The following is a 12,484-nucleotide window of genomic DNA, read 5'->3' on the forward strand; positions in this document are numbered from 1 at the left end:
CTCCGCAGCCGGTCGAAGTCCCGCTCACCCGCGTGCCAGGACGTGGTGCGCCCCGTCCCCGTCCACACGATCACGGCGACGTCCGGCTCCGTCGGCGGCGCCGTACCGTCCGCCACCGCGGTCCCGGTCGCCCCCGCCCACAGCACCGCGGCCGCCGCCCCCGCCCACCACCGCATGCCCCGCCCCTCCCGTCCCCCACCTCGTTACACCACCGGGCTCGCAATGGAGCCCCCCTGTGCCGAACCCGTGCCCGACCGCCCCGCGAAGCCTGAGAGAATGGTGAACATGGCCAACGATCGTCCCCGCGTGCTCTCCGGTATCCAGCCGACCTCCGGCTCGTTCCACCTCGGCAACTACCTCGGCGCCGTCCGCCAGTGGGTCGACATGCAGACCACTCACGACGCGTTCTACATGGTCGTCGACCTGCACGCGATCACGGTCCCGCAGGACCCGAAGCAGCTGCGCGAGAACACCCGCGTCGCCGCCGCCCAGCTCCTCGCGGCCGGCCTCGACCCGGACCGCTGCACCCTGTTCGTGCAGAGCCACGTCCCCGAGCATGCCCAGCTCGGCTGGCTGATGAACTGCATCACCGGCTTCGGCGAGGCGTCGCGGATGACGCAGTTCAAGGACAAGTCCGCCAAGCAGGGCAACGACCGCACCACCGTCGGCCTGTTCACGTACCCGATGCTGATGGTCGCCGACATCCTGCTCTACCAGGCCGACCAGGTCCCCGTCGGCGAGGACCAGCGCCAGCACCTGGAGCTGACCCGCGACCTCGCGGACCGCTTCAACCAGACCTACGGCGACGCCTTCACCGTCCCGAGCGCCTACATCCTCAAGGAGACGGCGAAGATCTACGACCTCCAGGACCCGACCGCCAAGATGAGCAAGTCGGCGGCCACCCCGAAGGGTCTGATCAACCTGCTCGACGAGCCGAAGGCCACCGCGAAGAAGGTGAAGAGCGCGGTCACGGACACCGACACCGTGGTCCGCTTCGACCGCGAGCACAAGCCCGGCGTCAGCAACCTGCTGACGATCTACTCCACCCTCACCGGTGCCGAGATCGCGGAGCTGGAGCAGAAGTACGAGGGCAAGGGCTACGGCGCGCTGAAGACGGACCTCGCCGACGTCGTCGTGGAGTTCGTCACCCCCTTCCGCGAGCGGACCCGGCAGTACCTGGACGACCCGGAGACGCTCGACGCGATCCTCGCCAAGGGCGCCGAGAAGGCCAGGGCCGTCGCCGCCGAGACTCTCGCCCGGGCGTACGACGCGGTGGGCTTCCTCCCCGCCAAGCACTGACCCGCGACGCCGCCCGGGGCACCGCCGCCGCGGTACCCCGGCACCGTCCGTGCGCCCCGGCACGCCGCCGTAGCGCTGCACATCACCCCGGTTGCGCCTGCCGACGGCACGGCGGTGGCCGTACAGTCGATATCCGGGTGTCCCACACCCGGCACACAACGAGCGACACGTGACGACAGGAGACGAAGTGGGGACCGTAACGATCGGCGTGTCGATCGCGGTCCCGGAGCCTCACGGCAGCAAGCTCCAGCAGCTGCGCGCGGGCTTCGGCGACGCCGCCGCTCACGGCATCCCCACGCACGTCACCCTGCTGCCGCCGACCGAGGTGGACGGCGGCGCACTGCCCGCGATCGAGGCGCACCTGGCGGAGGTGGCGGCGCGCGGCCGGCCCTTCCCGATGCGGCTGTCCGGCACCGGGACCTTCCGCCCGCTCTCGCCCGTCGTCTACGTCCAGGTGGTCGAGGGCGCGGCGGCCTGCTCCTGGCTCCAGAAGCGGGTCCGCGACGCCTCCGGCCCGGTCCCACGCGAACTGCAGTTCCCGTACCACCCGCACGTCACCGTGGCCCACGGCATCGACGAGGCGGCGATGGACCGCGCCTACGAGGAGCTGTCCGACTACGAGGCCCAGTGGCCCTGCACCGGCTTCGCGCTGTACGAGCAGGGCGCCGACGCGGTGTGGCGCAAGCTGCGCGAGTTCCCCTTCGGCAGCGCCACGGTGCCCCCGCAGGCCGGACGCGTGGGGAGCGGCACCCTGCCGACGCGGTAGCCGCGCCTCACACCGGCAGCCGCCGGAACACCGTCCGCGGCAGGTGCCGCAGTGCCGACATCACCACCCGCAGCGCGCCCGGCACCCACACCGTCTCCGAGCGCCGCCGCAGCCCCAGCTCGATCGCCGCGGCGACCGCCTCGGGCGTCGTGGCGAGCGGCGCCTCCTCCATCCCCTCGGTCATCCGCGACCGCACGAACCCGGGGCGTACGACCATGACGTGCACGCCCGTGCCGTGCAGCGCGTCGCCCAGGCCCTGCGCGAAGGCGTCCAGGCCGGCCTTGCTGGAGCCGTAGATGAAGTTGGCGCGGCGGGCCCGCTCACCGGCCACGGAGGAGAGCACCACCAGCGAGCCGTGCCCCTGCGCCTGGAGGGACCGGGCGGCGACCAGCCCGGCCGAGACCGCGCCGGTGTAGTTGGTCTGCGCGACCCGCACGGCGTTCAGCGGCTCGCGCTCGTCGTGCGCCTGGTCGCCCAGGATGCCGAAGGCCAGCAGCACCAGGTCGATGTCGCCCTCGGCGAACACCTTGCCGAGCGCCGCCTCGTGGGACTCGGGGTCCAGTGCGTCGAAGGCGACCGTGCGCACCTCGGCGCCGAGGCCGCGCACCTGCTCGGCGGCCGCGTCCAGGGCGGGTGAGGGGCGTCCGGCCAGCCACACCGTGCGGGTGCGGCGGGCCACCAGACGGCGCACGGTGGCGAGCGCGATCTCGGACGTACCGCCGAGGACGAGGAGGGACTGGGGGAGGCCGAAGGCGTCCTTCACGGCTGCTCCAGACAGGTCGGGGGCTAGGGGCGTCACAGGGACAGGCGGCGGGCCAGGTCGGACACGAACACCCCGCGCGGGTCCAGCTCCGCACGCAGGGCGCGGAAGTCGTCCAGGCGGGGGTACATCGCGGCGAGCAGTTCCGGGCGCAGCCGGGCGTCCTTGGCGAGGTAGACCCGGCCGCCCGCGTCCGCGACCTCCTCGTCCAGCTCGTCCAGGAACGCGCCGAGCCCCGGCAGGCCCGCCGGGATGTCGAGGGCGAGGGTCCAGCCCGGGACGGGGAAGGAGAGCCAGCCCGGGTCGGCCTCGCCGAAGCGCTTGAGGACGGCCAGGAAGGAGGGGCAGCGGCGGACCGAGATGCGCCGCACGATCCGGCGCAGGGCCTCCTCCCGGCCGTGCCCGACGACGAACTGGTACTGCACGAAGCCGCCGCGGCCGTAGACCCGGTTCCAGTGCGGGACGCCGTCCAGCGGGTGGAAGAAGGTGGAGATCCGCTGGAGGCGGCCCCGGCTGCACCGGGGCGCCTTGCGGTACCAGACCTCGTTGAACAGGCCCACCGCCGTCCGGCCGAGCAGCCCGTCCGGCACCAGGTCGGGGGCGGCCGGCAGGCGCGAGGTGCGGAAGGCCAGCGGCGCGCGCCGCGCGCGGGAGCGGGCGGGCAGCGCGTCCAGCGGGGCGTGGTCGCCGCGGGTGAGCACCGCGCGGCCGGTCGCCCGGCCGCGCGCGAGGAGGTCGATCCAGGCGACCGAGTAGCGGTAGCGGTGGTCGGTGGCGGTCAGCCGGGCCATCAGGTCGTCCAGGTCGGCGGCCCGCTCGGTGTCGACCGACATCAGCGCCGTCTGGACCGGCTGGAGCCGCAGCGTCGCGGTGAGGATCACCCCGGTCAGCCCCATGCCGCCCGCGGTGGCCTCGAACAGCGGCGTGCCCGGGGCGACGGTGCGGACCCGGCCGTCGGCGGTGAGCAGCTCCAGGGAGAGCACGTGCCGTGTGAAGGACCCCGACACGTGGTGGTTCTTGCCGTGGATGTCCGCGCCGATCGCCCCGCCGACCGTCACGTAGCGGGTGCCGGGCGTCACCGGCACGAACCAGCCGAGCGGCAGCAGGACCTCCATCAGACGGTGCAGGGAGACACCCGCGTCGCACAGCACGGTGCCGCCGGCGGCGTCGACGGCGTGCACGCGGTCCAGGGCCGTCATGTCGAGCACGGCACCCCCCGCGTTCTGCGCCGCGTCCCCGTACGCCCGCCCGAGCCCCCGCGCGATGCCGCCGCGGACCCCGCAGTCCCGGACGGCGACGGCCGCCTCCTCGTACGTCCGCGGGCGGACGACGAGCGCCCCGGTGGGCGCCGTGCGGCCCCAGCCGGTGACGGTGCCCCAGTCGGCGCCGGGGTGGTGGGCGCCGGGGTCCCGGTCGGTGTCGGGAACGGTGTCGGCAGACATGGCGGTGACCGTATCGCCCCCATGTGAATGATTAGTTCCAAAACATTCAGGCCGTCCCTGAAACGGGTGATTAATGGTATGTCGCTCCGGCGTGCCCGCCTTCGCGCGCCGCGGGCGTGGACAGTGAGTCCACATGGACGACCTCGACGACATGGACCACCGGATCGTCAGCGCGCTCAGGGCCTGCGGAGCCGACCCGCGCGTGGCCGGCGCCGCGCGCGCCCTGTCCTGGGCGGGGGAGCACGGGGCGCTGTGGCTCGCGGCGGGCCTCGCCTCGGCCGCAGTGGACGCCCCCCGGCGCACCGCCTGGCTGCGCGGCACCGCGCTCACCGCGGGTGCCCACGTCGTCAGCATGGGCGTGAAGCGGGTCGTGCGCCGTCCCCGCCCCGCGCACGTCGTCCCCCTGGTGCGCACCGCGGGCCGGCACTCCTTCCCCAGCTCCCACGCCACCTCGGCCGCCGCGGCCGCCGTCGTCTTCGGCGCGCTCGGGGTACGTGCCGCCTGGCCGCTCGCCGCCGCCGTGTGCGCCTCCCGGCTGGTCGTCGGCGTCCACTACCCCTCGGACGTCGCGGCGGGCGCCGCCCTGGGCGCGCTCACGGCGCGGCTCGGCACCGGCTGGATGCGCGGAGGCACCCGTGATTGACACGGCCGTCCTGCGCCAACGCGCCCCCGAACAGCAGCGGGAGCCCGCTCCGCCGCGCCGCGCCCGGCACGTGCCCGCCGGGCTGCTGCGCACCGCACGCCCCCGCCAGTGGGTCAAGAACGTCCTGGTCGTCGCCGCCCCGGCCGCCGCGGGGGAGCTGTTCTCCGCGCACGCGCTGGGCCGGCTCGCCCTGGTCTTCGTCCTGTTCACCGCCTGCGCCGCCGCCGTCTACCTGGTCAACGACGCCCGGGACGCCGAGGCCGACCGCGCCCACCCCGTCAAACGGCACCGCCCGGTCGCCGCCGGACAGGTCCCGGTACCGCTCGCCTACGCCGTCGGAGGCGTCCTGGGCGTCCTCGCACCCGTCCTCGCCGCCTGGCTGTGCCCCCCGCCCGTCGCGGCCCTGCTGACCGCCTACCTGGTCATGCAACTGGCGTACTGCGTCAGCCTCAAGCACGTCCTGGTCGTCGACCTCGCCGTGGTCACCACCGGGTTCCTGATGCGGGCGATGATCGGCGGACTCGCGCTCGGCATCCCCCTGTCGCGCTGGTTCCTCATCACGACCGGCTTCGGCGCCCTGTTCATGGTCGCCGCCAAGCGGTACTCCGAGGCCGTGCAGATGGCCGGGAAGGCGGGCGCCACACGCGCCCTGCTCACCGAGTACACCACCGGCTACCTGCGCTTCGTCTGGCAGCTCGCCGCCGGGGTCGCCGTCCTCGGCTACTGCCTGTGGGCCATGGAGGAGGGCGGTGTCCCGCACACCAGCGTGCTGCCCTGGCGCCAGCTCTCCATGATCGCCTTCGTCCTCGCGGTGCTGCGCTACGCCGTCTTCGCCGACCGAGGCACCGCCGGCGAACCCGAGGACGTCGTCCTGCGCGACCGCGCCCTCGCGCTGATCGGCGTGGTGTGGGTGGCGATGTACGCCCTGGCGGTGGCCAATTGGTAGCCGGCCGGCGCGAACTGCTGGGCTTCGCCTCCGTCGGACTCCTCGCCTATGCCGTCGACCTCGGCCTCTTCACCTGCCTGCGCGGCCCGGCGGGCCTCGGCCCGCTCACCGCCAAGACGCTCTCCTTCGTCGCCGGGTGCGCGGTCGCCTACGCGGGCAACGCGCTGGGCACCTACCGGCACACCCGGACCCGTGGCCTGCGCCCCTGCGCCGTGTTCCTCGCCGTGAACGCCGCCGGCGCCGCCGTACAGCTGCTCTGTCTGGCCGTCAGCCACTACGGGCTCGGCCTCACCTCGCAGCACGCCGACACGGTCTCCGGCGCCGGGATCGGCATGGCCCTGGGCACGATCCTGCGCTTCTGGGGCACAAGGACACTGGTCTTCCGGTCCGGGGCCGCGCCCGGTGCGGGCGCCGGCCACGGATCCGGCGGCCGGACGGGATCATGGAACGGGACGAGCGGGGGCAGGGTCGGATCATGGACTGGCTGAAGAAGCTCCCCCTCGTGGGACCGTGGATCGCGCGCCTGATGACCACCCACGCGTGGCGTTCCTACGAGCGTCTCGACCGGGTGAAGTGGTCCCGGCTGGCCGCCGCCATGACCTTCACCAGCTTCGTCGCGCTCTTCCCGCTGCTGAGCCTCGCCGCCGCGGTCGCCGCCGCCACGCTCAGCAGACAGCAGCAGGACAAGCTCCAGGACAAGCTCGCCGAGCAGATCCCCGGCATCTCCGACCAGCTGAACATCCAGGGCCTCGTCGACAACGCCGGCACCGTCGGTGTGATCTCCGCGCTCCTGCTGCTGTTCACCGGCATGGGCTGGATCGAGGCCACCCGGGACTGTCTGCGGGCCGTGTGGGAGCTGCCCGACGAGGAGGAGAACCCGGTCCTGCACCGGGCCAAGGACGCGGGCGTCCTGGTCGGCCTCGGCGGCGCGCTGCTGATCACCGTCGGCATCTCCACCGTCGCCTCGGCACTGGTCGGCTGGATCATCCGCACCATCGGCCTCGCCCAGGGCGGCGTCGGCGGCGTCCTGCTCTACGTCGCCGCCTTCGCCGTCGCCGTGCTCGCCGACTTCCTGCTGCTGCTGTACGTGCTGACCCTGCTGCCCGGCGTCCAGCCCGAGCGCCGCCGCCTGGTGGTGGCCGCGCTGATCGGCGCGGTCGGCTTCGAACTGCTGAAACTGCTGCTCAGCGGCTACATCCAGGGCATCGCGGCGAAGAGCATGTACGGCGCCTTCGGCGTCCCCGTCGCCCTGCTGCTGTGGATCAACTTCACCGCGAAGCTGGTGCTGTTCTGCGCCGCCTGGACGGCGACGGGCAGCAAGGCGCAGGAGCTGGGCGACGAGGGCGTCACGGACGGGTCCGGCGACGGACCAGGTCGGGCAGCGGCCACTTCCGGTTGACCAGGAACGCGCCGCCCGCGAGCAGCACCAGCACCCCCGCGATGATGCCGGCCGCGACCCCGACCCCGCCGGCGCCGTTCCCGGCCCGGGCGCCCGCCACCGGCTTCGTGCCCGCGGCGCCCTTCCCGGTGCCGCCGGCCTCTCCGGAGGCCCCGGCCGAGGGGCTCGCCTGGGCGGCGCTCCGCGGACCCACCAGCTCGCCGACCGGCCGCACCTTGCCGGCCGCCTTGAAGCCCCAGTCGAAGAGGCGGGCGGTCTCCTTGTAGACCTCGTTGTGCTCGTTCTTCGCCGGGTTCATCACGGTGACGAGCAGCACCCGGCCGTCGCGCTCGGCGACGCCCGTGAAGGTGGAACCCGCGTTGGTGGTGTTGCCGTTCTTCACGCCAGCGATGCCGGGGTAGACGTCGACGTCGTAGTCGCCGGACAGGAGCCGGTTGGTGTTCTGGATCTCGAAGGGCTTGCGGGACGTCTTGCCCTTCTTGTCCTTGGTCGTCTCGCCCGGGAACTCGGCGCTGACCGTCGAGGCGTACTCGCGGAAGTCCTTCTTCTGGAGCCCCGAACGGGCGAACAGCGTCAGGTCGTACGCGGAGGAGACCTGCCCCGGCATGTCGTAGCCGTCGGGGCTGACCACGGTGGTGTCGAGGGCCTGGAGCTCCTCGGCGTGCGCGTTCATGTCCGCGACGGTCTTGTCGACACCGTCGTTCATCGCGGACAGCACGTGCACGGCGTCGTTGCCGGAGCGCAGGAAGACGCCGAGCCACAGGTCGTGGACGGTGTACGTCTCCTCCTCCTTGATGCCCACCATGCTGGACCCGGCGCCGATGCCCGCGAGGTCGGAGACCTGGACCTTGCGCTTGGTGGTCTTCGGCCACTTCGGCAGCAGCGTGTCCGCGAACAGCATCTTCAGGGTGCTCGCCGGGGCCAGCCGCCAGTGCGCGTTGTGCGCGGCGAGCACGTCGCCCGACTCGGCGTCCGCCACGATCCACGAACGGGCCGTGAGGTCCTTCGGCAGCACGGGCGCGCCGCCCGCCAGGTCCACCTGCGTGCCGGGCTTCCCGAGCCGGGCGCCGCCCACCCGCGACATCGACGCCGGGGGAGTGGCCGACGGACTCCCCGACGGACTCGGTGCGGCGAGCGCGGCGGGGGAGAGGAGGGCGAGGGCGGTCAGGGCGGCGGAGGTGACCGTCAGGGATCGCCTGAGGGCCTTCTTGGGAGCGGGCACGAGCGGAAACGTACCCCCCGCGACCGGTCCGGTCCCAGCCCCCTCCCCACCCCGCGCACGGTCGCGGACGGCGGGCGGCGATACTGAAACCATGCCGTGCCCACCCGGGGGACAACCCCCGGACCCCCGGCCGGTCGCGGGTGCACGGCGTTGTGAGGAAAGGTCCGTTTTTGTGAAACTCAGCCGCCCCGTCTCCTGGTTCCTGCTCGCTTTCGGGGTGTGGAGCTGGATCATCTGGATCACTTTCGTCAAAAACCTGGTCAAGGACGGCAGCGGGCTCGCCTTCGAGGACGGCGAGCCCACGGCGTACTTCTGGGTGCACCTGCTGCTCGCGATCGTGTCCTTCGTATTGGGGACGGTCGTCGGGGCCATCGGGTTGCGCGGGGTGCGCGCACTGCGCCGAACGTCATAGTCGACGAGGACGTCAGGGACGCCCCGGGGCGTCACAACCGAGGGGATACGACGGCATGGTGGTCGTCTTCGTGCTGGTCGCGGTGCTGATGGTGGGCGTCCTGGTGACGGCCAACTGGTACGTGTGGCGGCGCCTGTTCCGCGACACGACCCGCGCCCCGGGCCCGGTACGCCGGACCGGCGCGGCGGTGATCACCGGAGGCTGGCTGCTTGCGGTCGGGGCGCTGGTCGCCGAGCGGGCGGGCGCCCCGTTCTGGCTCCAGCGGGTCCTCGCCTGGCCGGGCTTCCTGTGGCTGGCCCTGTCGGTCTACCTGCTGCTCGGGGTGCTCGCGGGCGAGGTCGTCCGGCCGCTGCTGCGGCGGTTCCTGGAGCGCCGGGCGGCCGCGCGGGGCACCGCGGGGGCCGAGCCGTCCGTCTCCCCGGCCGCGGACACCGAGCGCATACCGGCCGGAACGGCCCCGCCGAAGGCGCCCGGGGGCCCCGAGCGGCCCGAGAGGCCGGTTCCCGGCCCCGGCAGCGCGTCCCCGGGCGCCCTCGCCCTCCCCTCCCGCCGTCTGTTCGTCTCCCGCGTCGTCGCCGGTGCCGCCGCCGCCGCGGCGGTCGGGACGGTCGGGTACGGCACGTACGGCGTGCTGAGCGGACCCAAGGTGAAGCGGGTCACCGTGCCGCTGGCCAAGCTCCCGCGCGCGGCGCACGGGTTCCGCATCGCCGTCGTCAGCGACATCCACCTCGGCCCGGTGCTCGGCCGGGGCTTCGCGCAGACGGTCGTCGACACGGTCAACTCCACGCAGCCCGACCTGATCGCCGTCGTCGGCGACCTGGTCGACGGCAGCGTGAAGGACCTCGGTCCGGCCGCCGCCCCGCTCGCGCGGCTGGAGGCCCGGCACGGCGCGTACTTCGTCACCGGCAACCACGAGTACTTCTCCGGCGCCGAGCAGTGGGTCGCCGAGGTACGGCGGCTCGGGCTGCTGCCGCTGGAGAACGCCCGCACCGAGCTGCCCCACTTCGACCTGGCCGGCGTCAACGACGTGGCGGGCGAGGACGAGGGCCAGGGCCCCGACTACGCCAAGGCCCTCGGCGACCGGGACCGCTCCCGCGCCTGCGTGCTGCTCGCTCACCAGCCGGTGCAGATCCACGACGCCGTCGACCACGGCGTCGACCTCCAGCTCTCCGGCCACACCCACGGCGGCCAGCTCTGGCCCGGCAACCTCCTCGCCGGCCTCGCCAACCCCACCGTCGCGGGCCTGGAGCGCTACGGCGACACCCAGCTGTACGTCAGCCGCGGCGCGGGCGCCTGGGGCCCGCCCACGCGCGTGGGGGCGCCCTCGGACATCACGGTGATCGAGCTGGCGTCCCGTCAGGCCTGACCGTCGGGCTCGCGGGCGTCCCTGCGGGCGGCCGGATCGGGGATCACCCTGGTCATCCCCGGCAGGAAGTCCGTGAACAGCTCGTGCACCTCGCGCACCAGCGGGCGCAGCACCCGGAAGCGGGCCAGCACGACGCCCCGCGCGGTGAGCCGGGCGCCGCGCTCGGCGAGGCGGTAGCTGCGCTCGCGGCCCTCGGTGCGGTCGAAGATCCAGTACAGGACGAGGCCCATCTGGGAGAGCCACATCAGCTCGGGCAGGATGTCCCGCAGCTCCTCGGGCACCTTGGTCTTCGCCCCGGCGAGCACCGCCCGGTGGATGCTGATGGCCTCCACGCGCGCGTGTTCCGACTCCGGGGAGAAGGGGCTGAGCGGGCTGTCCGGGTCGGCGGCGTTCTTGAAGAACTGCACCGCGAACTCGTGGTACGGCGTGGCGATGTCCAGCCAGACCTTCAGCACGCCCGCGAGCCGCGCCTCCAGGTCGGTCTCCCTGGCCAGGACCTCGCGGACCGCCGCCTGGTGCTCGGCGGCGATCCGGTCGTAGAAGCCCTGGATCAGGTGTTCCTTGCCGGCGAAGTAGTAGTACGCGTTCCCGACGGAGACCCCGGCCTCCTGGGCGATGGCCCGCATCGTGGTCCGGTCGTAACCCCGTTCCTGGAACAGCCGCATGGCCGTCTCCAGGATCAGCGCGCGGGTCTGCTCGGACTTGCTGAGGTGGGCGCCGTCGCCGGGGCCGTCGTTGGTCGCAGGCACGGGTCCAGAGCCTATCCAGTGCCGCAGGTGCCGTCGTCACAGCCCGGTCCGGTGTACAGCCACCCGAGGCGCGGCTCGTAGACCCACCCGTCCGCGCGGCGGTAGGCGTTGCCCCTCGTCGGCCGCTGCCCGGCGCGCCACTTCGCGGCGGCCAGGACGGCCCCGCGGGCCAGCACGGCGCCGGTGGGCGTGCTGAGCCGGTGGGCGAGCCGCCGGTACCTCCGCAGCGCCCACAGGACGACCACCCAGGCGGCGGGGCCCCGGTAGACCTGCCCGGCGTCGCCCACGACCGTCACCTCGTCCAGGGTGGCCGCGTGGTCGAGCCCGGGGAAGCGGCCGCGTGCCTCGTCCGAGGCGGCCGGGACCAGCTCCAGCGGCACCAGCCGGGGCTGGCGCAGCAGCCAGTCCCGTACGTGGGTGCACAGCGAGCACTCGGCGTCGTAGAGGACGGTGAGCCGGCGCACGGGGGCGCCGGCCGTCGTCCCGGGAGCGGGAGCCATCGGCTCAGGCCCCGGTCGTCGGGGCCACCCAGCCCTGCGGCGGGACCGGCGGCAGCTGCTCGCGCTCCATCATCCCGCGCCGCCGGATCCGGTTGAGGACGTACACGTTGCCCAGGTGCATCACGCCGAGCACCAGCAGCACCACGCCGAGCTTGGTCGACAGCGCCTCGAAGATGCCCCGGGTGTCGGTGATGGTCTCGTCGTCGCTCAGGTAGAGGGCGACGAAGCCCAGGTTGACGAGGTAGAAGCCGACCACCAGGAGGTGGTTGACGGCGTCCGCGAGCTTCTCGTTGCCGTGCAGGACGTCGGCGAGGAAGACCCGTCCGTTGCGGCTGAGCGTGCGGGCCACCCAGACGGTCAGACCGATGCTGACGGCCAGGTAGATGACGTAGGCGATGACGGTGCGGTCCATGCCCCACCCCTTCTTGAACGCGTTCAAAACGCTGACAGGGCTGACTGTAGACCTGTTTTTGAACACGTTCAAGCGGGATTCGGGAGCTCGGGCGGCTCAGGGGCGACGGCCCAGCTCCGGGCGCTTGGAGTAGTCCGTGAGGCCGATGACGTTGCCCCACGGGTCGGCGAACTCGACGGTCCAGCCGGTGGCCACGGGGAACGGCTCGTCGAGCGGTGGCACCCCCGCCTCCCGCAGCGCGCGGGCGGCGGCCCGGGCGTCGGTCACCTCCAGCCACACCCGCGCGGAGGGCCACATCGGCGGCTGCCGCCCGAACTCCTCCTCCACCCGCAGCAGCAGCCCCGGCGTCTCGACGCCCGCCTTCAGCAGCGCGATCCCGGCCTCGTCGAGCCGGTAGGCGACCGGGAAACCGGCCCGCTCGTAGAACCCGACGGCCTCACCGAGGTCCCCGACGGGCAGCAGCACGTTGTCGAACCCGAGCAGTTCGTACGACTCGTCATCTGACATGCCGTCAGGCTAGGACGGTCATCGCCCGGATCGGCTGATTGTCGGCCCGACCCCGGTACGG

At 73.3% G+C, this 12,484-nt stretch carries 15 protein-coding genes; 8 read left to right on the forward strand and 7 right to left on the reverse strand.

Annotation, left to right across the window (positions count from 1 at the left end; all coding sequences use genetic code 11):
- The first annotated feature begins 285 nt into the window (after nucleotides 1–285).
- Together trpS and ACZ6IM_RS19110 are read left to right on the forward strand one after the other, a co-directional pair.
- Entirely contained in the window at nucleotides 286–1,299 is a 1,014-nt protein-coding gene (trpS, locus tag ACZ6IM_RS19105; RefSeq protein WP_469557695.1) for a tryptophan--tRNA ligase, read from the forward strand.
- 187 nt (nucleotides 1,300–1,486) lie between these two features.
- Nucleotides 1,487–2,065, forward strand: coding sequence for a 2'-5' RNA ligase family protein (locus tag ACZ6IM_RS19110; RefSeq protein WP_052839758.1), 579 nt, complete (start codon nucleotides 1,487–1,489; stop codon nucleotides 2,063–2,065).
- Nucleotides 2,066–2,072: 7 nt separating this feature from the next.
- Here the strand turns inward: ACZ6IM_RS19110 and ACZ6IM_RS19115 are convergent, their stop codons facing one another.
- Both ACZ6IM_RS19115 and ACZ6IM_RS19120 read right to left on the reverse strand, forming a co-directional pair.
- Nucleotides 2,073–2,828, reverse strand: a complete 756-nt coding sequence (locus tag ACZ6IM_RS19115; RefSeq protein ID WP_052839757.1) for a decaprenylphospho-beta-D-erythro-pentofuranosid-2-ulose 2-reductase — start codon at nucleotides 2,826–2,828, stop codon at nucleotides 2,073–2,075.
- Between the two features lie 32 nt (nucleotides 2,829–2,860).
- Nucleotides 2,861–4,267 carry an FAD-binding protein gene (locus tag ACZ6IM_RS19120; RefSeq protein ID WP_052839756.1) on the reverse strand — a complete coding sequence of 469 codons (1,407 nt, stop codon included), beginning with the start codon at nucleotides 4,265–4,267 and terminating at the stop codon, nucleotides 2,861–2,863.
- Between the two features lie 133 nt (nucleotides 4,268–4,400).
- Here ACZ6IM_RS19120 and ACZ6IM_RS19125 point away from each other — a divergent pair, with 133 nt between their 5' ends.
- The 4 genes from ACZ6IM_RS19125 to ACZ6IM_RS19140 are packed head-to-tail and all read left to right on the forward strand — an operon-like array spanning nucleotide 4,401 to nucleotide 7,255.
- Nucleotides 4,401–4,910 carry a phosphatase PAP2 family protein gene (locus tag ACZ6IM_RS19125; protein ID WP_052839755.1) on the forward strand — a complete coding sequence of 170 codons (510 nt, stop codon included), beginning with the start codon at nucleotides 4,401–4,403 and terminating at the stop codon, nucleotides 4,908–4,910.
- Nucleotides 4,903–5,856 (forward strand): decaprenyl-phosphate phosphoribosyltransferase, encoded by a 954-nt coding sequence (locus ACZ6IM_RS19130; RefSeq protein WP_469557697.1) that lies wholly within the window; start codon nucleotides 4,903–4,905, stop codon nucleotides 5,854–5,856. Before ACZ6IM_RS19125 ends, ACZ6IM_RS19130 begins: the two co-directional genes overlap by 8 nt.
- The gene (locus ACZ6IM_RS19135; RefSeq protein WP_052839753.1) at nucleotides 5,850–6,344 is read left to right on the forward strand and encodes a GtrA family protein; all 495 of its coding nucleotides are present in this window, start codon (nucleotides 5,850–5,852) and stop codon (nucleotides 6,342–6,344) included. The genes ACZ6IM_RS19130 and ACZ6IM_RS19135 overlap by 7 nt, the downstream gene beginning before the upstream one ends.
- Entirely contained in the window at nucleotides 6,332–7,255 is a 924-nt protein-coding gene (locus tag ACZ6IM_RS19140; RefSeq protein WP_469557700.1) for a YihY/virulence factor BrkB family protein, read from the forward strand. Before ACZ6IM_RS19135 ends, ACZ6IM_RS19140 begins: the two co-directional genes overlap by 13 nt.
- Here the strand turns inward: ACZ6IM_RS19140 and ACZ6IM_RS19145 are convergent.
- On the reverse strand, nucleotides 7,203–8,477 hold the full coding sequence (locus ACZ6IM_RS19145; protein ID WP_052839751.1) for a D-alanyl-D-alanine carboxypeptidase family protein: 1,275 nt from the start codon (nucleotides 8,475–8,477) through the stop codon (nucleotides 7,203–7,205). The two genes, ACZ6IM_RS19140 and ACZ6IM_RS19145, sit on opposite strands and share 53 nt — an antisense overlap.
- A gap of 172 nt (nucleotides 8,478–8,649) precedes the next feature.
- On the opposite strand from ACZ6IM_RS19145, the gene ACZ6IM_RS19150 reads away from it, so the two are divergent.
- Nucleotides 8,650–8,889: an SCO4848 family membrane protein gene (locus tag ACZ6IM_RS19150; protein WP_052839750.1), complete on the forward strand. Its 240-nt coding sequence runs from the start codon at nucleotides 8,650–8,652 to the stop codon at nucleotides 8,887–8,889.
- A 55-nt stretch (nucleotides 8,890–8,944) separates the two neighbouring features.
- Nucleotides 8,945–10,255, forward strand: a complete 1,311-nt coding sequence (locus ACZ6IM_RS19155) for a metallophosphoesterase (protein WP_052839749.1) — start codon at nucleotides 8,945–8,947, stop codon at nucleotides 10,253–10,255.
- Here the strand turns inward: ACZ6IM_RS19155 and ACZ6IM_RS19160 are convergent.
- The 4 genes from ACZ6IM_RS19160 to ACZ6IM_RS19175 form a co-directional block, all read right to left on the reverse strand.
- A complete protein-coding gene (locus ACZ6IM_RS19160; protein ID WP_052839748.1) occupies nucleotides 10,246–11,004 on the reverse strand; it encodes a TetR/AcrR family transcriptional regulator in 759 nt (252 codons plus the stop codon). The two genes, ACZ6IM_RS19155 and ACZ6IM_RS19160, sit on opposite strands and share 10 nt — an antisense overlap.
- Before the next feature lie 11 nt (nucleotides 11,005–11,015).
- On the reverse strand, nucleotides 11,016–11,504 hold the full coding sequence (locus tag ACZ6IM_RS19165; protein ID WP_052839747.1) for a thiol-disulfide oxidoreductase DCC family protein: 489 nt from the start codon (nucleotides 11,502–11,504) through the stop codon (nucleotides 11,016–11,018).
- Between the two features lie 4 nt (nucleotides 11,505–11,508).
- Nucleotides 11,509–11,916, reverse strand: a complete 408-nt coding sequence (locus ACZ6IM_RS19170) for a hypothetical protein (RefSeq protein ID WP_052839746.1) — start codon at nucleotides 11,914–11,916, stop codon at nucleotides 11,509–11,511.
- 96 nt (nucleotides 11,917–12,012) lie between these two features.
- Entirely contained in the window at nucleotides 12,013–12,423 is a 411-nt protein-coding gene (locus tag ACZ6IM_RS19175) for a VOC family protein (protein WP_052839745.1), read from the reverse strand.
- Nucleotides 12,424–12,484 lie beyond the last annotated feature (61 nt).

Source organism: Streptomyces sp. NPDC042336 (genome assembly GCF_055581985.1).

Coding starts and splice junctions, on each gene's coding strand:
- ACZ6IM_RS19165 (WP_052839747.1), bottom strand. CDS start 11,504: ATGGCTCCCGCTCCCGGGACGACGGCCGGCGCCCCCGTGCGCCGGCTC.
- ACZ6IM_RS19125 (WP_052839755.1), top strand. CDS start 4,401: ATGGACGACCTCGACGACATGGACCACCGGATCGTCAGCGCGCTCAGG.
- ACZ6IM_RS19155 (WP_052839749.1), top strand. CDS start 8,945: ATGGTGGTCGTCTTCGTGCTGGTCGCGGTGCTGATGGTGGGCGTCCTG.
- ACZ6IM_RS19170 (WP_052839746.1), bottom strand. CDS start 11,916: ATGGACCGCACCGTCATCGCCTACGTCATCTACCTGGCCGTCAGCATC.
- trpS (WP_469557695.1), top strand. CDS start 286: ATGGCCAACGATCGTCCCCGCGTGCTCTCCGGTATCCAGCCGACCTCC.
- ACZ6IM_RS19140 (WP_469557700.1), top strand. CDS start 6,332: ATGGACTGGCTGAAGAAGCTCCCCCTCGTGGGACCGTGGATCGCGCGC.
- ACZ6IM_RS19120 (WP_052839756.1), bottom strand. CDS start 4,267: ATGTCTGCCGACACCGTTCCCGACACCGACCGGGACCCCGGCGCCCAC.
- ACZ6IM_RS19175 (WP_052839745.1), bottom strand. CDS start 12,423: ATGTCAGATGACGAGTCGTACGAACTGCTCGGGTTCGACAACGTGCTG.